17 protein-coding genes are annotated in these 22,951 nt (G+C 55.3%); 6 read left to right on the top strand and 11 right to left on the bottom strand.

Annotated elements, in window-relative coordinates:
* Positions 1 to 60: 60 nt before the first annotated feature.
* Genes M52SOB_RS08055 through M52SOB_RS08035 form a run of 5 tightly spaced genes read left to right on the top strand, consistent with a single transcriptional unit; the run spans position 61 to position 7,268 of the window.
* Positions 61 to 1,860, top strand: a complete 1,800-nt coding sequence (locus M52SOB_RS08055) for an asparagine synthase-related protein (RefSeq protein ID WP_131111373.1) — start codon at positions 61 to 63, stop codon at positions 1,858 to 1,860.
* Between the two features lie 15 nt (positions 1,861 to 1,875).
* Positions 1,876 to 2,793, top strand: a complete 918-nt coding sequence (locus tag M52SOB_RS08050; protein ID WP_131111372.1) for a methyltransferase domain-containing protein — start codon at positions 1,876 to 1,878, stop codon at positions 2,791 to 2,793.
* Positions 2,786 to 4,096 (top strand): putative O-glycosylation ligase, exosortase A system-associated, encoded by a 1,311-nt coding sequence (locus M52SOB_RS08045; RefSeq protein WP_131111371.1) that lies wholly within the window; start codon positions 2,786 to 2,788, stop codon positions 4,094 to 4,096. The genes M52SOB_RS08050 and M52SOB_RS08045 overlap by 8 nt, the downstream gene beginning before the upstream one ends.
* Positions 4,096 to 5,055, top strand: a complete 960-nt coding sequence (locus M52SOB_RS08040) for a polysaccharide deacetylase family protein (RefSeq protein ID WP_284155041.1) — start codon at positions 4,096 to 4,098, stop codon at positions 5,053 to 5,055. The genes M52SOB_RS08045 and M52SOB_RS08040 overlap by 1 nt, the downstream gene beginning before the upstream one ends.
* A complete protein-coding gene (locus M52SOB_RS08035) occupies positions 5,052 to 7,268 on the top strand; it encodes a heparinase II/III domain-containing protein (protein ID WP_131111370.1) in 2,217 nt (738 codons plus the stop codon). The genes M52SOB_RS08040 and M52SOB_RS08035 overlap by 4 nt, the downstream gene beginning before the upstream one ends.
* Before the next feature lies 1 nt (position 7,269).
* Here the strand turns inward: M52SOB_RS08035 and M52SOB_RS08030 are convergent, their stop codons facing one another.
* Genes M52SOB_RS08030 through M52SOB_RS08015 form a run of 4 tightly spaced genes read right to left on the bottom strand, consistent with a single transcriptional unit; the run spans position 7,270 to position 11,671 of the window.
* Positions 7,270 to 8,754, bottom strand: a complete 1,485-nt coding sequence (locus M52SOB_RS08030) for a lipopolysaccharide biosynthesis protein (protein WP_284155040.1) — start codon at positions 8,752 to 8,754, stop codon at positions 7,270 to 7,272.
* A gap of 37 nt (positions 8,755 to 8,791) precedes the next feature.
* Complete coding sequence (locus M52SOB_RS08025; protein ID WP_131111368.1) at positions 8,792 to 9,733, bottom strand: hypothetical protein; 942 nt, start codon at positions 9,731 to 9,733, stop codon at positions 8,792 to 8,794.
* Positions 9,730 to 10,407: a class I SAM-dependent methyltransferase gene (locus M52SOB_RS08020; protein ID WP_126445756.1), complete on the bottom strand. Its 678-nt coding sequence runs from the start codon at positions 10,405 to 10,407 to the stop codon at positions 9,730 to 9,732. Before M52SOB_RS08020 ends, M52SOB_RS08025 begins: the two co-directional genes overlap by 4 nt.
* Before the next feature lie 31 nt (positions 10,408 to 10,438).
* Entirely contained in the window at positions 10,439 to 11,671 is a 1,233-nt protein-coding gene (locus M52SOB_RS08015; RefSeq protein WP_131111367.1) for a glycosyltransferase, read from the bottom strand.
* 102 nt (positions 11,672 to 11,773) lie between these two features.
* Here M52SOB_RS08015 and M52SOB_RS08010 point away from each other — a divergent pair, with 102 nt between their 5' ends.
* Complete coding sequence (locus M52SOB_RS08010; protein ID WP_172601791.1) at positions 11,774 to 12,445, top strand: tetratricopeptide repeat protein; 672 nt, start codon at positions 11,774 to 11,776, stop codon at positions 12,443 to 12,445.
* Here the strand turns inward: M52SOB_RS08010 and M52SOB_RS08005 are convergent.
* Genes M52SOB_RS08005 through M52SOB_RS07975 form a run of 7 tightly spaced genes read right to left on the bottom strand, consistent with a single transcriptional unit; the run spans position 12,390 to position 22,861 of the window.
* Positions 12,390 to 14,513, bottom strand: a complete 2,124-nt coding sequence (locus M52SOB_RS08005) for a GNAT family N-acetyltransferase (RefSeq protein ID WP_131111365.1) — start codon at positions 14,511 to 14,513, stop codon at positions 12,390 to 12,392. The two genes, M52SOB_RS08010 and M52SOB_RS08005, sit on opposite strands and share 56 nt — an antisense overlap.
* On the bottom strand, positions 14,510 to 15,622 hold the full coding sequence (locus tag M52SOB_RS08000) for a sugar-transfer associated ATP-grasp domain-containing protein (protein ID WP_131111364.1): 1,113 nt from the start codon (positions 15,620 to 15,622) through the stop codon (positions 14,510 to 14,512). The genes M52SOB_RS08005 and M52SOB_RS08000 overlap by 4 nt, the downstream gene beginning before the upstream one ends.
* Complete coding sequence (locus M52SOB_RS07995; RefSeq protein ID WP_131111363.1) at positions 15,619 to 16,815, bottom strand: DegT/DnrJ/EryC1/StrS family aminotransferase; 1,197 nt, start codon at positions 16,813 to 16,815, stop codon at positions 15,619 to 15,621. Before M52SOB_RS07995 ends, M52SOB_RS08000 begins: the two co-directional genes overlap by 4 nt.
* A gap of 26 nt (positions 16,816 to 16,841) precedes the next feature.
* A complete protein-coding gene (locus M52SOB_RS07990; protein WP_131111362.1) occupies positions 16,842 to 17,807 on the bottom strand; it encodes a right-handed parallel beta-helix repeat-containing protein in 966 nt (321 codons plus the stop codon).
* Complete coding sequence (locus tag M52SOB_RS07985; protein WP_131111361.1) at positions 17,804 to 19,987, bottom strand: VanZ family protein; 2,184 nt, start codon at positions 19,985 to 19,987, stop codon at positions 17,804 to 17,806. The genes M52SOB_RS07990 and M52SOB_RS07985 overlap by 4 nt, the downstream gene beginning before the upstream one ends.
* Positions 19,984 to 21,168 carry an ATP-binding protein gene (locus M52SOB_RS07980; RefSeq protein WP_131111360.1) on the bottom strand — a complete coding sequence of 395 codons (1,185 nt, stop codon included), beginning with the start codon at positions 21,166 to 21,168 and terminating at the stop codon, positions 19,984 to 19,986. Before M52SOB_RS07980 ends, M52SOB_RS07985 begins: the two co-directional genes overlap by 4 nt.
* 31 nt (positions 21,169 to 21,199) lie before the next feature.
* Positions 21,200 to 22,861, bottom strand: a complete 1,662-nt coding sequence (locus tag M52SOB_RS07975) for an asparagine synthetase B family protein (protein ID WP_284155039.1) — start codon at positions 22,859 to 22,861, stop codon at positions 21,200 to 21,202.
* Positions 22,862 to 22,951 lie beyond the last annotated feature (90 nt).

Below are 22,951 nucleotides of genomic sequence, written 5' to 3'. Positions count from 1 at the left end.
GTTACCTCCATGCAGTCCGTATAATCGATCGCAACACTTTTCCCGGAAGCACCTCTCGCGATGAGCCACGCCTTCCTGTTCATTCCTGCTGCCGGTCAATTTGAAGTGCCGAGTTTCCAGAAAGGCGTACAAGCGTTATGCAGCTTCAAGCGCGTGCAGATCAGCGATAGCGCAATTTCTGCCAACGCTTCCCTCGCGGTGGCGCCGCCGGCAAAGGCAACCGACAAACGCATCACCCGTTCAACAGACGACCAAATCTGGATCGCCGATTTCGGCACCTGGCTACCTCTGTCGGCTGAAAAAGGCCGCGACGGAAGCTGGCTGATCGAGCAATACCTCGCCCATGGCGCGGAAGGGTTGGCGTGCCGCCTGCAGGGCTTGTTTGCGATATTCATCGTCGACCAACGTGGCCGTCAGGTGCATGTCATCACCGATCGCTGCGGCAGCCTGCACATCTATTGGCGACAGTTGGCGGATGGCGTAGCCGTCAGTACTTCTTCCGCTGTATTGGCGCAATGCGCACCGAGCACGTTCGATCCCGTTGCAGTGCATGAATTCATCGCGACTGGCATCATCTACGAAGACCGGTCGTTGTGGCGCGATGTCCGCAAGATCGGCCCGGCCACGGTGCTGACCATCGATGCCGATGGCGCGCGGAACCGTCGCTACTGGGATTTTTCGGCGGTCGAGCCGGAAAGCCTGGAGCTCGACGAAGCTGTCGAACGAACCCATGCCGGTCTGGTCGAGGTGCTCAAAGCCTTGCCTGATACCCGCGAGCCCCTCATTTCCGATCTCACCGGCGGCTACGATTCACGTCTGCTGCTGGCTGGCCTGCTCGATGCACAGCGGCCATTCCATACCACCGTCTCGGGAAGCAGCGATCATCCGGATGTCACGGTTGCTAGGCGAATTGCCTCGACACTCGGTCTGCAGCACCAGAACATCAGCTCACCGCCGCTGCCGACCGCCGAGGAATTCGATGTTGCCGTGCGCATGACCGATGGCGAATATGATGCTTTCGACTTCGCTCGCATCCTCCACATCCACCGCCGACTCGCCAACGGACATGGCATAAGCCTCAACGGCTCGTTCGGTGAGCTGGCGCGCGGTTATTGGTGGGAACTGCTTTGGCCCCGCTTGGCACGACGTCATCCGCTCGATGTTGCAATGGTCGCGCGCAAACGCTTTGCCGCCATTCCCTACGACAATTCGATTTTTTCACCTGCCGCACGGCTCGATCTCGCGTCCCATATGGCCGAAGTCGCCAGCCGTGCCATTGCGCCCATCATCAACTATCCCAACACGACGCAAATGGACTGCGTTTATTACACCTTGCGCATGCAGCGTTGGCAGGGGCGCATTGCCAGCAGCACCAACCAGCTGTGGCCGGCGTTTTCGCCGATCGGTTTTTCCCAGGTGCTTGAACCGATCCTCGCTGCCCGCGCCGACGCGCGCTTTCGCAGCCTGCTCGTGCGGCGCCTGTTTCAACGCTTTGTCCCACCATTGGCAAACATTCCACTAGAACATGGCTATCCGCCGGTGCCGGCTTCGCCGTTCAACCTATGGCGCTTCACACCGCTGCTGGGGCATTATGGCCACAAGGTCTGGGGCAAAGTCGCCGCCAAATTGGGTTTGCATGCGAAACGAGTTAGGCCGACAGCGCTACCCGACGACTCCACCTTGATGCGTGAAACTGGCATTGCCGAATGGAGGCAAGCACCCATCATGATTCAGACCGGTCTGTTCGATGAGGATGCTCTGGATAAGATTCTCGGTAACAATAGCTCTATCAGAGGGCCGCGATTTGAACAATGGCGACGTTTGATGACGTTCGAAGCGGTTACAAGAAAATTACTTTGAAGACATAATTTGGCAATGAGCTACAGCCTTCCCGTGATATTAAGAGCGATAGCAAGCAACCAGTTGGCGCGGTTTGCTCCAGGACTTTATGTCAAACTCACGGGACAAACTGGACGAGGCGACAGCGCAAAGGAAACAGCGGCCGATATCGCCCATTATTTTCAGCAATGCGTGAGTGACTACCTGGAAACGTTATCTATTCCACGGCATGAGTGGGCTAGTTATCTGAAAGACAAGGTGATACTGGAATATGGGCCTGGAGATATACCGGGTGTTGCTTTGCTTCTAGTCGCTCATGGCGCAAGCAAAGTTTATTGCGTCGACCGTTTTCCCCTCGTCAGCTTTACTCAAAAAAACGTTGATGTCATTCGATGTCTGCATGATTTTCTCGACGAGCGAGAAAGACAGCGCTTCGTTCAATGTTTTAAGAACCAGCAAGCGCTTGATGATGGTTTCAATCCGGAACACATCGAGTACTTGGTGCATCCGGATGGTTTATCAGAACTACGAGACAAAGCGGATATCGTGATTTCGCGAGCAGTGTTGGAGCATGTCAATGACCTCAATGCCACATTTGACGACATGCTGCGTGCCATGAAACCTGGAGCGCTTGCCATTCATCAAGTCGATTTGCGCAGTCACGGGCTTCATGTGGTCAACCCTCTTGATTTCCTTTCTCCGGCACAGTGGCTATGGCGATTGATGCATTCTCACAAAGGTGTCCCGAATCGCTGGCGAGCGAATCGTTACATCGACATCATGGCACATTTGGGACTTCATCCTTTTATCTTTTTCCCAACAGGGAAATATTCCAATGATGTTGTAGCAGAACAGCGCCCAAACCTTGCCAAACCCTTTCGGTTGGTCGATGACGAAATCTTGAGTTGGCAGGGTTTTTGGATAGCCTTCCGCAAAGACGAAAAGCATGCGTGACTTGATCATCCTTGCCATCGTTATTGCCGGCGCAGCCGTGGCACTCTGGCGGCCATGGATCGGTATCTTGCTCTGGACGTGGGTCAGCCTCATGAACCCTCATCGTTACGCTTGGGGCATCGCTTACGACGCGCCGGTGGCGGCGATTGCAGCGGTGTCGGTGCTGATCGGTACGTTGTTTACGAAATACCGGCAATCCCCTTTTCAGGGGGCGCCCACCCTCATCCTTTTTTTGTTCGCCATCTGGATGACGATTTCCTGGCTGGCGGGTTACGACACGGCCGGTGACTATCCACAGTGGGACAAGGTAATCAAAATTTATCTCATGACCTTCGTCGCCCTGATGTTGCTGAATCACAAACAGAAAATCATCGCTTTCGCTTGGGTAACGGCGCTGTCACTGGCTTTGCTTGGAGCCAAGGGTGGGCTGTTTACCCTGCTGACGGCAGGCAATTATCGTGTTTGGGGCCCGCCGGGATCTTTCGTGGCGGATAACAACCATTTCGCCCTTGCCCTGATCATGACGATCCCGCTGCTGCATTTCCTTCAGCTGCAGCTGCATTCGGCGTGGCAACGGCATTTAGTCACGGCAATCATGGTGTTGTGCGCCATCTCGGCAATTGGTAGTTACTCACGGGGTGCCTTGCTGGCCATTGCGGCAATGACTGCCCTTTTGTGGTGGCGCAGCGAAAGGAAACTGCTGCTGGGCATGCTGATCATTCTGATGGTGGCAGTCTTCTTACCCTTCATGCCGGAAACATGGTGGGAGCGGATGCGCACCATTCAGACCTATGAGCAGGATGCTTCGGCAATGGGGCGCATCAATGCGTGGATCGTGGCCTGGGAAGTGGCCAAGAACCATTTCTTCGGTGGCGGCATGTCTTATCAACATCCTTTCTATTTCATGCAGTATGGCGTGTATGAAGACATCGCGCGTGCCGCGCACAGCATCTATTTCCAGATCTTGGGTAATCACGGTTTCGTGGGGCTAATGCTATATCTGCTGATATGGCTTACCACCTATCGTTCGGCCGGCTGGCTGCGCGAGGAAGGAACAAAAATTCCACAGGCTAAATGGGTCAGCGACCTTGGTGCAATGGCTCAAGTCAGTTTTGTGGGCTTCGCTGTCGGGGGTGCCTTTCTCTCGCTGCCCTATTTCGACCTGCCTTACAACCTCATGGTGATGGTGGTGCTGGCACGCAAGTGGGTGGAAAAGCGCGCCTGGGAAACCGAGAAAGATGTCACGCTGTGGGAAATGCTCAGTTTCCGGCGCAACAAACCCGTAGTTGTAGCGCATCGCTGATGGCAATGCTGATAAAGGGCCTCCTTAACCTATGCTCGCCTGCTGGTCATTCAGCGAAATTGTCGATCTTTATTTTCCACCGAGTGCTGCCGGCACCTGATCCGCTTTTTCCGGACGAGCCCTGTGTCCGCCGCTTTGACCAGATGATGAGCTGGGTGGCGGATTGGTTCAATGTCCTGCCGCTCGATACAGCCATTGAAATGCTGAAACGAGGCCAGTTGCCAGCGAGGGCAGCGGCGATCACCTTTGATGACGGCTATGCCGACAATCTGCTTTTTGCAGCCCCTATTCTCAAAAAGCATGGCTTGACTGCGACATTTTTCATCGCCACGGGCTTCCTCGATGGTGGCATCATGTGGAACGACATCGTCATCGAGTCGATCCGCGCGGCACGAAAAGACCATCTCGACCTGGAGTCATATGGGATTGGAACGGTTGCCATTGGTACCATCGAAGAAAAAAAAATTGCGATCGAGTTGATACTTGGCGACATCAAGCACCGGCAACCTGCGGAGCGCAGTGTAGTCGTCGAGCACGTTCGCTCCTCCTGTGCAGCTCCGGTACCTCACGATCTGATGCTGACATCGGCGCAATTGCGGGAGTTGATGCATCACGGCATGAGTATTGGCGCTCACACGGTGACACACCCAATTCTTGCCAAGCTACCCGACAGCGATGCGAGGGAAGAAATAGCAAATAGCCGAGAAATCCTAGAAGATCTTCTCAAAGAGCGGATTGCTCTGTTCGCTTACCCGAATGGCAAGTTGGATCGTGACTACCTGCCCAAGCATGCCTCGATGGTAAAAGAGATTGGTTTTTCTGCCGCTGTAACAACCAACTGGGGCATCAATAGCTTTTCATCGGATGAGTTTCAATTATCTCGTTTTACACCGTGGGAGCGGTCGAGGGTTGGTTATGGCATACGTCTGCTAAGAAATTGCCTATTGAGTCAGATATGAGCGGAAGATTTCAGGTTATTTTAAGGATAGCTGTAGTTGTCTCTGTTGTTGCAAGTGTTTGGATTCCTGTTTGGCTTCATTACGATATTGATCGTAAATTTCCGCCAAAAGAGATAATGGAATCTGCAAAAACTGTGCCTAATACCAGAATACTTTCTGAAATAGGTCGTATGACTTTGGGTATTCCCTTGCTTGATTCAGCGACAGCTGTAATTCCTGCTGCTGAGGAAATTCTCAATGGGGGTTTGTTTTCTAGTGCCTTCAATATTGGTATCACTAATTTACAAGGGTATCCAGATGATATGCGAGGTGGACCGCCATCATTCCAGCTTGCGAAAGCCGGTTTTGGTATTGAATCAATATTACTAGATGCATTTGAGATGACTAACGATTTACGTTATCTGGAAAAGGCTCTTGTTAGGATCAAAAATTTCTCTGAATACGAAAATCGTCGTCGTATAAACGATGGGTTTCTTTGGAATGATCATGCGATCGCTGCGCGTGTGCCTATTCTTGTGCGGCTATGGATGCATGTACGCGACCGTCCTGACCTTGAAATAAAGATACGGGAGGCTTTATTTGGATTGATTGTTCGCAGCGGCAGGTTGCTTGCAAAGCCATCACATTTTACCGTTCGTACTAATCATGGTGTAATGCAAAATATTGCCTTGTTGCAACTTGCTACTGCCTTCCCTTCGTTACCTGATTCTCCAGCATGGAAAAATCTAGCTTTAGAGCGGCTGGCAATCCAACTGCCTTTTTATGTTTCGATAGAAGGTGTAACCCTTGAGCATTCTGCTGAATATCACAGACTTGGATATGAGTTGCTATTGATGATTGCTCGCTTATATGCTTTAAATGGATTGTCTCCAAGCCAAGAATTGGCTTTTAAAATTGAAAAAGCACGAGAATTTTTAGAATTACTTAAACGCCCTGATGGTACTTTGCCAGCTGTTGGTAATACAAGGCAGGGAACTCAATATTCCTTCCCATCAGGACTTAGCAATGGTCAAATTCCTCTGTCCAATGGTGCAGATGCGCCTTCGATCCTGTTTAATGGTTTATATCTCTTCCCGGTTTCAGGATATTCCGTCTGGTGGAATATATCGCAGAACAATGATATCTCCCAAACGGTAATAGCATGGGCCAAGCACGATGGGCATGGTCATAAGCATGCTGATGAGGGGTCAGTAACGTGGTGGTCAAATGGAGTCGACTGGCTGACAAATACAGGTTATTGGCCTTATGGAGATAGTTTAACTGATGCCTCGTATGGATGGACAGCATCTAATGCTCAGCATGAAATAAACGAATCTTCACAGTCCAAGCGTACTGTTCGTGCATTGATGAGCGGATGTAAAGATGGTATCCGTTTTATTGAAATTGAACGTATAAATTCGGATGGTGCTAAATTTAATCGCCAAGTGATTGGAATCGAGAGTCGGCTATTAATTATTGTCGATTTTTCAAGTAATGCGCATAATGGATCAGAAATAATCTGGACAACTGCCCCAGTGAGTAATTTTTATCAGTATGGGTTTGGGCAAGGGTTTGTTACTAATCCACCTAGGGGCGGGCGAAAGATGAATGTTACTTTTGCATCCCCAAATAGTATGGACATTGGTATTTACCGAGGTGAGACACAGCCGTTTGCTGGTTGGGTGGCAGTTAAAGGCAAGCCGACTCCAACGGATGCTCTTCGAATCGTTCTTTCTGAACCAGATTCTACTGTAGCTTCTTTATTTCGCATAACTGAGGAGAGTGACGATGAACCAGCAACAGCTATTTTGTCTGCTGATGCCTCACCCGAACAGTGGAGTTTGACTATCAGGACCGGCGCTGATGATACGATTACTTTATCGCGAGTGTTGTCGGAGCTAAAGGTTCGATCTGAAAATGATCGGAACGGTTCTCATCTTGTTGCTATGATAGGTCTTGATGAAATTCCGCCTGTAGATGCTATGAGGGAAAAACTAGCGCGTGCCTATGAGGAAGCTATAGGGTTGTATCCTCAATGGCGAGACTTAACGTATTACCGAATCAAGTTATCCGCCTTGCTCGTTATGCTAGGAATCATTTATGAAGTAGCTTATGCAATTGCAATTAGAAAATTTCATGAGTCTGTTCAGCGGAATGTGTTGGTTATACATGCGCTATTCTTATTAGGTTGGCTGTTGATAGGTATTTGGGCTACAAGCATTTATCTGCATTAATTTATTTCCAGCGTATCAAGTGTGTCTTTTCCAACAGATAGCATTCCGCGCCATCTGGTTTGCCTGCAAGAAGCCAAAGCACCAGAATAGCTAACGTATAAGTGGCGATACCAAGAGCGATTTCAGCGCTCAAGATTACAGCGCTTTCCCACTGAGAAGACCATTGCATAATCGAAAACACCCCAACCATGGCCGCTGATGCGCAAACCGGTCGCCAAGCATGTGCAAATAGCTCGCGCCAGGTCAGAAAAGGAAGCGCCTTGAGCACAAGGACGAGCAACAGGCTCATCGCGATGAAAGAAACGGCCAGCCTGATTCCTGCGATCCATAAAGCATTACCCGATGGAAAAACGAATACGGCCAGAGTGGCTAACACGCCAAATTGCAACCACGAGATCACCGCCTGCAAGCGTACCTTGCCAAGAGCGAGAAGTAGATAACCGCTGCTATGTGTCAATGCCACCGCAATGTTCATCAAAGCGAGCAATTGCACGAACGGAATTGCCGCAGCCCACTGTGGACCAAGTAGCAGAGGAACTGCGATCGGTGCCACCAGTGCAAGACCAATGCCGGCAGGCAGCGCGATAAGAGCTTGCACGCCCAAGGCAAGACAAAATGCACGCCGCAACTCGGCGGGTTTGTCGATCACACGCACGAAGGCGGGGAACAATACCCGCCCTAAAGGCATCAACACCTCGTTCGTCGGCATTGCCGAGATCTCGTCGGCAAGTGAGTAAGCGCCCATGGCTCCTGCATCATTGAAACGACCGACGAGTAATTTGTCAGTCTGTTGCGCACCATATGTGCCCAAGTTACGGACGAGTATCCATTGCGAGAACGACCAAATTCGACCGATGCGCGCAAAGGAAAAGCGAGGCCGAAAATTATGCAGCAAATAACTGAGCCAGACGCCCGCAATGCGGCCGCAGAGCGCACCGATGACCATGGCCCAATAGGACCGCAGCCAGAATGCCAAGACGACGGTGATTGCAAAGCCTGACAGCCTGCGCAAAAAAAAGAAGCGAAAATCGCGTCCGAATTCCATGTTTTTCTGGAAAGCGACGATACCGATGTTTTCCAGGCCGCCAAGCGCGATCGTCAGCGACATCAAATAGAGGACGTTTTCTACCCGAGGTTCCTTGAAATATTCCGCAGCAAGAGGTGCGCCGAGCAAGGCGATCAGTAATCCTGCGGCCAGGGCTTGGCATAAACGCAGCGTCCAGGCAGTATCGAAATCCTCTCGGTCGGCATTGGGGTTTTGGATCAGCGCAGAGCCAACGCCCAAATCGAGTAATGTGTCGATGAGTGCAACGACCAAAGAGGCCATCGCGACGATGCCGAAATCAGCTGGCACCAGGAGACGGGCAAGTATCAGCGTGCTGGCGATGCCGATCAGCCGATCGGTCCAGCGCATGGCAATGACCAGGGCTGCCCCTCGGACAACAGAAACTGGTTGTGTGAACTTACTGGAGTTCTTAATTATCACTACTAAAGTGTAGCAAAAAAATCATATGAAAATGTCGCTATTTCAGCTTGACTTTGGTAATAATTGATTTCAAAATAATAGGTAACTTAGACAATTCATCTGCTTCACTACGCATATGATGTGCAAAACTGCGACGAACATGCAGCCCAAAAGGTTGGTCCTTCCACATGAAGGCCTCCCAATTATTAGGGATTTGTTCATTCACCCATCCTCGTTTTTCGAAAGACGTCTCATCAAAATAACCTGTTCTTTTTGGAAGTAAGCACATCCAATCAGGAAGCAAAGACTCGATCAGGCGATTTTTGAGAGTAAGGAAACTGGGGTCTGGATGGTATATGGGTGTAACAACTTCATACTTGTTCGACAGTATGGAATAACGTCTCCAAACCCGTGTTCCAGTATCCCAGCTTCTTCTCGATATGCGATATCCCAGAACTGGAATCTTTGTGAGAAGTTTTGCAAGTCTTCCTTCTTTCCATTCGAGTAAATCTAGTTGAGGCGTAAAGTCGAGCGAATCACGATCAATTACATGACTGTCAAAAGCGAAACAATGCACTGCAGGAAAATAGCGATAGTTCTCATGATGCCGCGGATGCCATGGCACTCCAAAAAAACTGAGGGCACGAGAATGCATGTAATCTGGAATGACTTTTGCCCACTCTGGCAATAATAAGAAAAAATCAGGGTCAAGAATCAATACATAACGATTGAGGTTGACTGTGCGCAGCAGATTGTTGAGTGCAGAGGCGTGATGATGGCTGATGCCTTTATCATTCTCACCGTCCCCTGGATGTAAATAAAATCCTGCCTCGCTTTCAGTGAAGCGCTCCGGATGATCGATCGGACTATTCTCTGCAACATGCCATTCGACATCGTTTAGGAAATCTTTGTGTAATAGTTGGGAGAGCCGCATGTTTTCAAGTAGCAGAGCCTTATGGCCATACGAGACAGTCAGAATGGTGAGCCGGTTTGTTTTCATCCGTGGCATTTATTGTGTGCGCGAAGAACAAACTGATATGTCATGAATTCACGTACTGGAGCAAAAGAAGCAATCGGTGACAAGGTGCGTAGAGCTATTTTGTTGATCAAACCGCTTCCCTTGTCACCCACGCGCAGCGTGTAATGTTCGGCCTCAATGGTAAATCCAGCAGATTGCAATAAATATCTTGCATCTTTTAGAGTGAACCAGCGCAAGTGATTGTAGTCAAAAATTCCTCTATCGCGACGAGGAAATCTGCCTGCAAGATAAATGGAAGTGAATGCTGAGTGATGCCGAATATTTGGCAGGCTGACGATCAAGGTTGCATTATCTGCCATGATATTCGTGATTTGTGCTAACAGTCTTTCTGGTGCAACTAAATGTTCCAATACATCCGCTGCAACTACGCAATCGAATCTTTCATCAGCGAACTTCGCTAAACAGTTTTCATGATTTAAATCTTCAACAATCACCATATCCAAACGAGACTCGGCTATGCATGCCAGTTCAGATGACAATTCGATTCCATAAACTCGGCGATTCTTTCCCATCTGTTTAAGTGCGGCACCAAGACTGCCATCACTGCATCCAAGGTCGAGTATCAAAAGTGCATTTTCAGGCACCATTGCACAAATGTCAGGACGGGAGGTTGTATATGCTTGCAGGCGATCCATGGCTTCAGTGTGGTGGTTTAGGTTAAATGGATCAAGCGATTTCTTCTAAAAGCTTCGCAAGTAAAGCACTCCTGCCTTTTCGGGATGCTGCTCTGATTGCAATGTCGGTGGCTAGTGACCCTACACGGGGATTGATTGCAAAATCAAACAACAACTTTTCAATGGCGGAAGGATCATCGAGCGGCGCGATCGTCGAAATCCCCGCGTGGCGAAGGGTCGATCCCGTGTCACCTTCCAATGGGGTGAGTGCGATGATGGGTCGCTTGGCGCGCAGATATTCATACAACTTGGCAGGAATCTGATCATTGCAATTGGCGGCTTGGAGCAGTAATAAGCCGTCTGCGCGCAGCATTTCGGCAAGAGCTTCTCGATAGGGAATGGCTGGAAATATCTCGATGTTTTCCATGACATCATATTTGCTTGCCAATGTTCGCAAAAGATCGTCATGTGCTGCTGCGCGAAACCGCAGCTTCAATTTCGATGCGAGATCGGGATGCGAATGCCTGAGTTGTGCCAAAGCTTGGAATAGTGCCGTCGGGTCACGTTCCGTGGGATAAACGATGCCGCTATGCAACAGCGTCAACTTGCCTGGATTCAAAGGCGCACGATCATGAAGCTCGGCTTCTGCTTTCGCAAAAGTCTCTTCGTCATAGCCGTTTTCGAGCACTTCGATGCGCGCTTTTGCTTCCGGGTATCGCTCCCGGTAAATGCGCGCCGCACCCGGCGTTGTGAACAGAGCAACGCTCGCACTTTGCATGGCTGTCATTTCGATACGTTTGAAGTGTTGCCAAGTGATCGGGTCGGGCGGATAGCCATCTTGAGCCATCGGATCGCGGAAATCGGCGACCCAAGGCAACTTGGTGCGTTTTTGAAGCTCGGCGCCGATGATGTGCGCAGTGGCGATTGGATAGGTGCTCCAGATAACCTGCGGCTGGTATTGGCGAATCAACTTCAATCCTCGACGGATACCGTCGAACTTCCAGCTCATCCATCGATCGGGACGTGCAAGAAAGCCGGGGTAGCGCTTGGCGATCGACAGGTGTCGCGCGGTGTCGAGTGCAAAGGCACGGCTCACGATTGTCCCCGCAGGGATGTCAGCGAGCAGATCGTCACTGGTGCGCTCGTAAGCAAAAGGCTGTGTTGTCAGAACGATCGGTTCCCAGCCGAATTCGGGTAGGTGCTGAACGAAACGCAGAGTGCGCTGGATACCGCTGCTTCCCGCTAATGGTGGGAAGTGATAGGCAATCATCAGGATGCACTTCATGAGGAAAGCGTATGTGAAGGTTATCAGGCTATGATAGCAACGTTATCTCGCCGGTCAGAATACCGTTGAAAGGACACAATGATGCATTGGTATTCAATATTGATGACGTTTTTCTTTGGCATTTCGATTTTTGTGCCGTCGGTGCAGGCGCAGGAAACCTGCGGCAGTCTGCGAAATGGGTATGGTCCTTTCGATTACCGCACTGAGAAACCCAAGCTCGAAATCGTCGAAGGCGCTCATTTCCTTCCGTTCGTCGAAAATCTGCAACGAGGAAACACCTCTACCACGCCGGGCGGGGACATCGATTACACCCTGCGGGCTTCGCCCAATCACCATCGGGCCTTGCTGGCAATGATGAATCTGGCGAAGAAGGAGAAAACTGAAAAACCGAGGGGATCGCGCTATAGCATCAGCTGTTGGCTCGACCGGGCAGAACGTTTCGCACCCGACGATGGCATGGTGAAGATGCTCTATGGGGTGTATTTGCTCAGACGGGGTGAAACGGAGCAAGGTGCCAAAAAGCTGGAAGAAGCATTGACCCTTGCTGGTGACAATGCCAATGTGTATTACAACCTTGGTTTGGCTTATTTCGATCTGAGGGATTACGACAAGGCGCTTGCCAGCGCGCATAAGGCCTATCAGTTGGGCTTTCAGTTGCCGGGTTTGCGCAACAAGCTGGAAAAAATCGGGAAATGGAAAGATCTGCCATCACCTGCTGTCAGCCAGCCTGAGCTTCCTTCTTCTCGCGCGTCAGACGGATCACCTGGCCAATGATTTGTTTAGGGAGCTGTAAGGCTCCTTGAAAAGTTCTTGGGTTGAAGGCGACGATTCCCCAGCGTTCCCTTCGGTTGCTCATCCAGGTCTTTTTGTATTCATCGTCCCCGATCAGGTAATCGACTTCTCGCACGCGATCGCGATCGATTGTGTGTTCCATCAGGTGTGCCGTGAGTAGGGTACCGGGGGCATATTGGGCATGGGCTTCGTCGTAAGCAAGTTTGTAAATGTAGGCCTTGCCATGGGCGACGATCCAGAGCTGGGCCGCGATGGGCTGACCACCGAACCGCGCGATACCGAGGCGTAGCCAGCCTTTGGCTGCCAGCCAGCAGATCAGCCCTGGAATGAATTCTGGATAAGGCTCTGGCTTCTTCCAACTGCGTGAGTAGACGTGAATGAAGTCGGCAATCGCGGCTTCGGCTTGCGTCGGCTCGGTGATGATTTCCAGCGTGCCGCCAGCAGCGGCGAATTTCTTGCCTTTGCGTTTGATCGTGTTGCGTAGCTGCCCTTCGCGCTGCTGGAAATAATCCTGCCGGCTGCCAGAGACGGGCAGATGCCAGTTGCCAAAGCAGAAATAGCGGAAAGGTATCCAGCCGATGCTGCGTAAAGCAGCGAGTGTGGCGGCATAGGCGGGCGCCTCTGGGTCCATCGGGGCGAAGCGCATTTCATGGGCGCCCTCATGATTGCGGCTGGCGGTTTCCAGCAATGCGGCGAGTTCGACTTCGGTGGCATCGTCGCCGAGGATGGGGCTGTATAGCGACGTGTAGAAGTTGCCAAGCGCCTCTACGCGCCGCACGAGACCATAGCGGGCGAGGCGCACCGGCAGGATGGCGACGGCTTTTCCGGCGCGTTCTGCCACGTAATAACGCATCCCTGGGTCTTCCGCGAACACGCTGCGATGGAGGTTGTCGAACCACCCGGCAGCGAATTCCGGATAGCGCGTTTCGGCTTGCTCGAAAAGTTCCAGGGCGCTGGACGGCAGGGATGAGACGTTCGGAAAGCTGTGAATCTGCAATGGATCGAAAGCATTGCGATTCTGGTTTTTTGCCAGGCGATGAGGCAGGGATTTGCTGGTGATGAGTGCAGTCGCGATGGGCTCGTTGCGCAAGATTTGGTGGTGCGGGATGGGACGCAAGCTGGTCGCCCAGTCGGCCTGGTCACGCGTGGCATTGGTATAGAACTCGATGCTGCCATCCGGTATTTCGTTGAAGGCGCGTTCGATCATGTCGTGCAGCAGCAATCGGCCCGGCGCAAAGGCGGATTGTGTTTCGTCATAGGTGGTTTTGAGGGCGATCCACATCGTTGGGTGGCCAATGAATAGGCGCGAGGCAACCAGCCGTTCGCCGGCATGCAGTTCCATGACCATTGCCTGACCGGTGGCGCCGAAGCGGCCGAGCATGTCGGTGTAGAACCTGCCTTGCGCATTGTCCGGCGCGATGGCGGTGCCCTCTTCGCCTTTCCAGCCAGCCGATTCGAGCACGCCGTAGCGCTTCAGTGCTTCAGCGATTTCATTCGGTTTGGTGAAGCAGTGAACCGAAATCGCGCCTGCGACTTGTTTGGCACGCCGTAGATAACGGCTGATATTGTGTCGCAAGTTTTTTGGACGCGCTTGCCAATAGGCGGCGAAATCGCCTCGGGTGCTAATTGCCATCGTGTTGGCATGTGGCATGACGATGCGTGGCAAGCCTAGCTGCGTCCAATCGGGCGAGTAGAGCGGGTCTATGGAAAGGAGATCGAGGCTCCAGGCGTAGCCGGGCAAAGCCAGCAGCAGGGTTTCGAGCAACTTGGCGTTTTTCAGCATCACCGCACCGGCCTGGGCTTGCGAAGGCAGAAAAAGCGCCCAGCGGCCGCGGCCCCGTGGACGGACGATCAAAGCACCATCGACACTTCCGGCGCCGTGATGGATGCAAAGCAGTTCGTCGCCATTACCGAAGTGTTCGAGCAGGGAACCGACGAAGCGGCTGTCGAACATGGGATGGCTTGCATAAAGCTCGGCATTGAGCCGATCCCATGCTTCGGCGAAGGCTGGGAAGTGCTCGCGTGCCGGTTTGAGATCCCACCCCATCATTTCGAATGCCAACCCAAGCGCATGGCTTCAAAAATGGCCTGGCGTTCTGCTTCGAGGATTTGTAGCGCCTCGACCAGGCGTGCATCCATCAGTCCTCTGTGGCTAATGGCCTGGGGTACGGCGAGTTCCGATTCGGTGTTGAGTTCGATCAGCAGGGGGCCCTGCGGTGTGATGGCGACATCCCAATTCTGAATGCCCAGCCCTGGAAAATGACGTGATGCTTCCTTGGCCAAGGCAATGGCCTCGCTCCAAAGCGGTATTTCGAAGCCGATCAAAGACTTTCCGGTATCAGGATGTCTGTCGATGGCACCTTGCGGCCCCATGCGCCGAATGGCGTGTGTAATGACGCCCCGTTCGGTATCGAGGGCGGCGAGCAGATTGCCATAATCGCCATGGGAAAAATTGTCGAGCATGTTGTGTCCCGTGACGATCTTGAAAAAAGCGGTATGAACGAGTGTTTCGCAGCGTGCAACGATGCAGATCATCCGAATGCAGCAAATGGCGGCGCTGCCGGTCAGTTCGCGAATGGCCGGATGGGATTCTGCACACTCCTGAAACAGCATGCCCTGGAAGGGAAGGAAATCGAAGGGGGCGAAAAATTTGTCAAACTCGACCCTGTTGCCATCCAACAACCGCACCTGCTCGCCATCGAAGCCAGCCAACCCGGCAGCCCCGCGACCATAGCCGGCCGAAATGGGCTTGACGAATAGCGGATAGGGGGCGGTCTGAAGGTATTGGAAGACATCTCCGCGGCTCTTCAGCAGGGTTTCTTTGGCGATGCGCCTGCCACTGACCGAATATGTCGCCAGCGGGCGCGGGAAGGGAAAGCCCAGTGAATCGAGGATGATGTAGTTGATCAGCTTGTCATTTGCCAGCACACGTGCATGATCGCTGTTGAAACGGCGGTCCAGTTCTGCGCTGGTCCGCCAGCTGATGAATGCAGCGCGCTGCTCAGCAGTCAGTTTGGGATCCCAAATGCCGTATTCGAAATATTCCGAGATGCCGATGCGTTGTTTGCCAAGTCGTAACGCGATGGCTTCGCGCAGCTGTCGGCCGAGGGTTTTTCCGGTCAGATTCCGGACAGCCTTTGCAGTGGCGAGCAGATTCATTGGCGTGCTTGGAGAAGTGCCGTGCCACCAGCGCCGACTTTGGTGAGAGCCGAGATCATCCAGTCCATCTCGCTTTCATCGAGGGATTGGTGGCAGGGCAGGTGCAACAAGTGTAAGCGGTAGTGCGTCGCCGTCGGACAGGTCGCAGCGGCCATGCTGTCCCAGCGCCAGATCGGCACGCCCAGCCGCTTGAGCCAGTAGAAGTGCGTCTCGGCTTGATCGATGATCAGTGGAAACATGTAGGGGATGCAGCCTTCCGGCAATTCGGGGTAGAGCGGCCGACAGTATGGCAGATTCATCGTCGCCATGGACCAGCGCTGATAGTTGTCGCGTCGTTTCTGAATGATGAACTCGATGTCGGGGTGGCGGCAAATGAGCCGCGAGAAGCGCAGACTTGCGCGGCCTGCGCGGGCCGAAGAGTAGTCTGCCGAAGTACCGGCAAGTTCGCGCCGGTCGATGACGGGCCGGCAGGGGTGAGCAGCGATGGCGGCGAGCTCGGCGTCGAGGGTCGCGATATCGGGACGTTGGTGGCTTCGCGTCTTTTGCCAGAAACCGACGATTCCGCGCAGCTCATCGCCCCAGCCTGCTGCCGCGGGGTTGAGGCCCTGCAGATGCCGGGCATCTTTCGCGTAGAGCAGCCCGCCATCGGGGCTGGGAAGGAATTTGTATGGGCTGCTGACGACGAATGCGCCAAACCCGCCAATCGCAGGGGGTCTGTGTTGCTGGGTGAAGAAGGCGTGTGAGGCGTCTTCGATCAATGTGACATTCCGTCCGGCGCACCAGTCGGCGAGCGCCGCGAAGTCGCGCGCTATGCCGAAGAAGTGCGTGGCGAGCAATGCCTTGACGGGGGTGGGCGCCGCATCAAACAGGGCATCGAGCGCGGCGAGATCGGGCGACAGGTCGGGTCGCAGCGGGTAGAGTGCCACGCCGGCGCCCAGCGCCAGCGCCGGATCGAGCATCGTGCGGCAATGATAGGCCGGCGCGAAGAGGGTGCTGCCCGGGCCGATGCCAGCCAGACGATAGGCTTCGCGCAGGGCATAGCGGCCGCGTGAAAAGTGGCGGAAATGTGCGGCGGGCACCCATGCCGGCGGGGCGGCGAATGCGATGCCGGCGAAGCCGACGGGCAACAACGGCAGGCGCGGCCTGGGAAAGCCGCAAGGGCTGGGATCGAAGATCAGGGTGTCGAGCAGCATGCCGTCCTGTCAGCGCCGGATTCGCGTCATCGGCCTGTTTCTTCGGTTGGCGTCAGGATGCCGATGCCGTGCGTTTCATTGTCGCCGATGTCGAGGCGGGGCGGGGTGGGGAATTTGTCGCCATGGATGCGCAGGAACCAGCCGCCGGGCAGGTAGTCGCTGATCAGCACGTTGTTGCGCAGGCTGAGGCGATTGTCGGGCCAGACGTTGCCTTCGGCGCCGTAGGAGATCAGCACGGGGTTTTGGGTCTTGGCGCTCTGGCCGATGGTGTTGCCGGTGATCATGGCGATGCCGCCGTTGGGCAGGTCGATTTCGTAGGAGGCCTCGCCTTGTGGGCCATCGACGATGACGTTGTCGCGGATGCTGCTCTGCCGTGCGCGCGACTTGATCAGGTGGCCGCGGTAGCCGTGCTCGAAGCGGCTGTGGCGGATTTCGACACGGGCGATGCGGCCGACATAGAGCAGATGCGGCAGCGCATGCATTTGCTGCGGGGCATCGGCGAAGCGGCTGTGTTCGATGACGAGTTCGGAAACGCCGTCATTGCTGGTGAGGATACCCATCTGGTTGTCGATGAAGGCACAGTGGCGCACCGTCAGCCTGCCGCCTTCGAAACGGATACCGGCACCGTTGCCGGCGGGCACACGGCTGCCACGGAATTCGAGGTTTTCGAGGTGGAATTCGCCGTTGCGGATGACCCAGATGGCCTTGCCTTCCGCGCTCATACCATCGGCGATCAAAACGGGTCGCTGACCGATGCCGCGCAGCGTGAGCCGCTTTTGCAGCCAGACGGCGACATCAGCACGATATTCGCCGGGCAGGATTTCGACCGTGTCGCCATCCTTGGCCAGCCGGGCGGCATCGGCGATGCGGCTGAGGGCTTCGTGCGGGCCGACGCGCAGGGTATCGGCTTGTGCAAGGGGGAGGGCGAGAGCCATCAGCAGGGCCAAGGCCAGCTTGGGTGCCGTTCCGCCAGCGCCGATTGCCGATCTCATCGGGTTTTGTTTCCGTTGCCAGCGAGTGATGTCATGCGTCGCCATGCCTGCCATTGCAACATCGCGATACTGGTCGTGAGGGCCAGATATGCAATGGCAGCCCTGACCAGAAGCTCACCTGAATGTATGTAATGGCTGCGATCGGGACTGAGGAGAAATTGGGCAGCCGAAAAGACCTTGCCGTATTTGACGATGACTGGTTCGAGCCCGGCGTGGAAGCAAAGCGCAGCCAACGGTGCTGCAAGGATGGTAGTGGCAAGGAGCGCCAACCGCCGGTGCGGAATGACGAATGCGGCGCTCAGCGCGGCACCACCAACGAATGCCGAAAAGATGCCGGCCGCGAGCAGACTGCTGGCGCTGAAGGCCGCATGGTTGCGCATCAGTTCGACGAGATTGTCGGTGGCGGCTTTTTCGACCACGATCAAATGTAGCGGCCAGGAGAAAACCAGGCTGACGGCCAGCCAATAAAGAAGACCGGCAAACAGCGAAGGATGACAGAGGGTCGCCACCAGCAAGACGGCACCAAGCATCTGGGTGGCGATGGCTTGATGCAGTGCGAGAAAGCGCAGGAGCATTTCCCATTCCCACGGCCAGTCCAGAATCGGTGCGCCGACGATGTCATGGATGCTTTCGAGCGGAACGCCCATGCGCAGCAGGGTCCAGATGATGATGCCTTGCACGGGCAATAGCAGCGGAAACGCCACCAGTCGCCGCCAATTCCCAGACTCCAGGAAGACGAAGGCCGAGTTCACTGCCAGGTACAGGGCCGTGGCGAGGGCCAGTGCAGCGATGATGCCGCCGCCTCCTGCCGGAAACAGTTCGCGCACGTTGTACGGCACGCCCGGCAGATGGCCGACAACATAGGCCAGGAATGCGAGCAAGGCGATCGTGAGGACATGGCTCATGCCGCCTTGGGGCCATGCGTGAAAAGAATTGTCGTGATGGTCATGGGGCGAGGACGATGGCGTCGCGGGTAGGGCGAAAGCCGCTGGGGCCGCGGTCGTCCGCCTGCCCAGCGCGAATGTCCCGAGTATTACCGTGACTAGCATCGTCGTGGTGTCGCCATGCAAACCGATGATCAGGGTTCGATACGCTTCCAGTCCAGCAATGATCAGAACGATCAGCATGATCCATCCGATCGGCTGCCGGGCGATCCTGCCCGGCACGAGAAGTCCGGCCCAGATCAGCGAACCGATGGCGAGAGCTTCGTAAGCGAGTGGTGGCAAATCGCTCGTCACGTTGTGCCAGAGGAATTTCGAAAATGGGGTGAAGGTGAAGCCACCATCGGCGATTTGGCCACGATAGGGGGTGGCCATGGTTATCAGATAGGCAGCCAGAGCGACGCTGGCAAGCGCGATGCGGGCGGGTTTGTCACCGCTTTTGGAAAGCAGGTGCCCGCCGACAAGGCCGACGATGATGCCGAGCAGCGTTTCGCGGCGCAGACTGCCATAGGCAACGAAGATTTCCAGCCCTACGGCGAGGATGCCGGCGAAAGCGGTTAGCAAGCCTGTATTGGCAGCGAGACGTGAGCGCTGCAGGGCGATGCCGGCGAGCGTTCCAGCCAGGAGGTGCTGAAAGAAGCGAATCGCTTCGAAGGGCGGAGCGTAGATCGCCGATTTGACATGCTCCCGGAGCAGGCCGTAATCGAGTGTCGGTACGAAGGGAAATGATTCATAGCAAAACCACAGCAGGACGAGCAGCAACGCGAACGTGTTTGCGCTCGTCCGAGGTGCAAAGCGCTTGGCAAGCCAGCCGTGGAATGCCCTTCCGGCGAGCAATCCGAAAAGCAGGCCGATGGTGTTCCAGAAGACATCGGAAAGCGAGGCCGTCCGGCTGGGGAGATAAAGCTGGATGACCTGGATGCCGAAACCGAGCAGCAGGATGGCCAGCAGCGCGGCAATCATCCGCTCGTGCGTTCGCGGAAAACAGGCGTAGAGGGCGATCCCGAGCGGTGCGAAAAGAAAAAAGTTTTCGATGGCGTCGGCAACGTTGCCGAAGAGATTGGCGTTGGAATAAAGGCTGTCGAAAGGTTTCGGCTGGTCGCTGAAATCGAACGGAAACAATGAGCCATAGACGATCGTCACGACGACGAAGGACAAAAAGACCCAGAAGCCGATGGGTGTCTGTCGCTGGCGAGCGAGCGAGGAAGATGACGTTCCGCCAGCGCCGAGTGTGTTCATTGCTGCAAGAGTCGGTCGTTCAGCCAGCCAGGGAATGCTTGCCAGGGCACGGCGAGATGGCCATTGGGTAGGGGCTGCTGCTTTTCTGTGCGGCAAACGAGGAGCCCCTGCTGGCTTGCTTCCTGCCCTGCTGCAGCAATGAAGCGGTTGAGCGGTTCGACATGACCGGAGCTGGGCGTTGCGGTGAGCTTGATCTCGATGGGCTGCAAGCGACCGTCGATGACGATGAGCAGGTCGACTTCGAGTCCATCGTGAGAACGCCAGAAATAAAGCTCCGGCTTGCGGCCGTGCGCCATGAAGGCTTTGACGGCCTCGGTGACTATCCATCCTTCCAGCAAGGCGCCACCCATCGGGCCGGCCAGTGCCGCCGTGGCATTCGGCAGTCGGGTCAGCAAGGTGACCAGGGCTGAGTCGAGAAAATAGAACTTTGCCGATTTGACGATGCGTTTGCCATAGTTGCGAAACCACGGCGGCAGAAAAAAAGCCAAGTAGGAAGCTTCGAGCACGCTCGCCCACGACTTGACCGTCGGTTGGCTGATGCCCAGTTCCCGCGCCAAATCGGCAGGGTGGAAGATTTGGCCATGCCGCGCGGCCGCCAAGCCGAGAAACTGGTTGAAAGCGTGTAGATCGGGAATGTTGCGGATCTGGCGGACATCGCGCTCGATATAGGTGGCAAGATAACTGCGCAGCCAAAGGTCACGGCGTTCTGGATAAAGCGCAGGAATCGGATAGCCTCCGTTCCACAAAGTGGCTTCGAGACTGGGGGCGGAGTGCTCGAGATGCGAAAAAGGCGGCAGTTCCAAAATGGCGACCCGACCGGCCAGAGACTCGCCGATGTCACGCATCAGACCGAATTGTTGCGAGCCGGTGAGCAACCAGCGGCCAACCCGACCGGGTTCGGCATCGATGCGCAATTTCAAGTAGGGCAGGAGTGAGGGAACGTACTGGATTTCATCGAGAATGACCGGCCGTGCCGAAAACCGCCCCAAAAAGCCGCTGGGATCGTGCGTAGCGAAATCGCGTTCCAACGGGTCATCGAAGCTGACGTAGTCGACTTCTTCGCCCGCTTCATGCCTGAGGAAAGTGGTTTTGCCGGATTGGCGTGGCCCGGTGACCAGGATTGCCGGGAAGCCGGTAATGGCTTGTCGCAGGGTGGCGGCGAGTTGGCGCTGAACATACATTTTGAAATACTAAAAGCTGATTTTAGTATTGTCAAAATAACGGCTTTTCGCTCTGGTGGACGCGCAGCCACAGCTCCAGCATCGTCAGGATCCAGACCAATTCGCCATAGAAGCCTGGATGCGCGGGCAGGTGTTCCTTGAGCAGGCGGTCGATGAAGTAGCGCCGGATGATGTTGCGGTCGGCGAGGCCGTGTAGGGCGTCGGTCGCCAGTCGGTTGAGCGCCGGGTGCTCGACCGCCCACGGGCCGAAGGGCAGGCCGAAGCCGTGTTTCTTCTTGGTGATGATCGCATCCGGCAGGAAGCCGCGCAGCGCTTCCTTGAAGAACCAGCGCAGCTTCAGGCCTTTCAGCTTGTAGGAGGTCGGCAGTTTGAGCGAGAACTCCAGCAGGCGATCGTCGAGCAGCGGGAAAGCGGGTTCGATGCCGGCGAGCCGCGCCGAGCCGATGACCTTGGGCAGATCGTTTTCGGCCAGCGTGTAGCGCCAGTCGTAGGCGAGCATTTTATTGACCAGTGAAGACGAAGCCGGCGCGGCCTCGTAGACCTCGCGCTGGTGGCGCGCGGGTTCGGCGGCATCGACGCGGGCGAGGAAATCGGGGACGAAGACGTTTTCGAGCCCCATGCGCATCAGCAGGTTATAGGTCTGCATGCGCTCGGGCATCGGCACGCGCGCCTGGCGGATGTAGCTGGCGACTTTCTTGAGCAGCGGCACGTGGTCGAACACCGTGCTGTCGGCGAAGGCGGGTTCGAGCAGTCCTTCGCGCAGGATCAGCGGCAGATGCTCGTATATACCAAAGACGCGCTGCTTGGCATAACGGGTGTTGCCGCCGAACAGCTCGTCGCCGCCGTCGCCGGCGAGCATGCGATCGAAGCCGTCCCGCTTCGCCATCTGCGCGCAATAGAAGGCCGGCACCGCGGATGAGTTGCCAAAGGGCTGGTCGTAGCTTTGTGCGACCTTGGGCATGCCGGCGACGAGGTCGTCCGGCGTGACGTAGTACTCGTGATGGCGCGTGCCGAAGTGCCGGGCCGCGATGCGCGCATATTCCATTTCGTCATAGCCGGCGACGTCGAAGCCGATCGAGTAGGTGTCGGCCGGCTGGCCGCTGATTTGCGTGACCATGCCGGCCACGGTCGAGCTGTCGGTGCCGCCGGAGAGATAGCAGCCGGCGGGGCCGGCGGCGAGCCGCTCGGTGACGGCCTGTTTGATCAGCGCACGGAATTCCTCGGCCAGCGCCGGGAACGAGGGATTGCGCACTTCGGCGAAATCGGGCTGCCAGTAGGGTGCGAGCGTCAGGCGACGATTTTCGAATAGCGCGCAATGGCCGGGCGGCAGGCGAAAAACGCCCTGAAAGATGGTACGCGGCGAGGGAATGACGTGGAAATAGAGGTAGTCGAAGATCGCCTGCGCGTCGAGCTCGCTGGCGCCGAGTTCGTCGGCGCGCGCGGCGACGGCGATCCGGCTCTCGGTGATGCGGTAGCAGAGCGTTCGGATCGCGAAGCGGTCGATGGCGAGGAAGTGCCGGCCGTCATCGAGGGTCACGGCGACGGCGAAATCACCCGTCACCCGGGCGGGCGCGCTGACGCCATGCTTCTGGAAGGCGGCACGCCAGGCGGCGACGTCGCCTTCGCGGGCGGCGAGATCGGCGAGCTCGCGGTCGCCGAAGCGCGGGTGGCCGAGGCAGAGGGGGGGTTCCATGGTCATTTGCCGGAGATTATAGGGGGGGGGATGGGGCGGTTGTGGCGCCGATGCCGCAATGATATTCTTACTTCGTATTACGAAGGGGGT

The organism is Sulfuricystis thermophila, from assembly GCF_004323595.1.
Taxonomy (GTDB): domain Bacteria; phylum Pseudomonadota; class Gammaproteobacteria; order Burkholderiales; family Rhodocyclaceae; genus Sulfuricystis; species Sulfuricystis thermophila.
The sequence above is the reverse complement of the archived record's forward strand: the minus strand, read 5'-3'. Positions and strand labels throughout refer to the sequence as shown.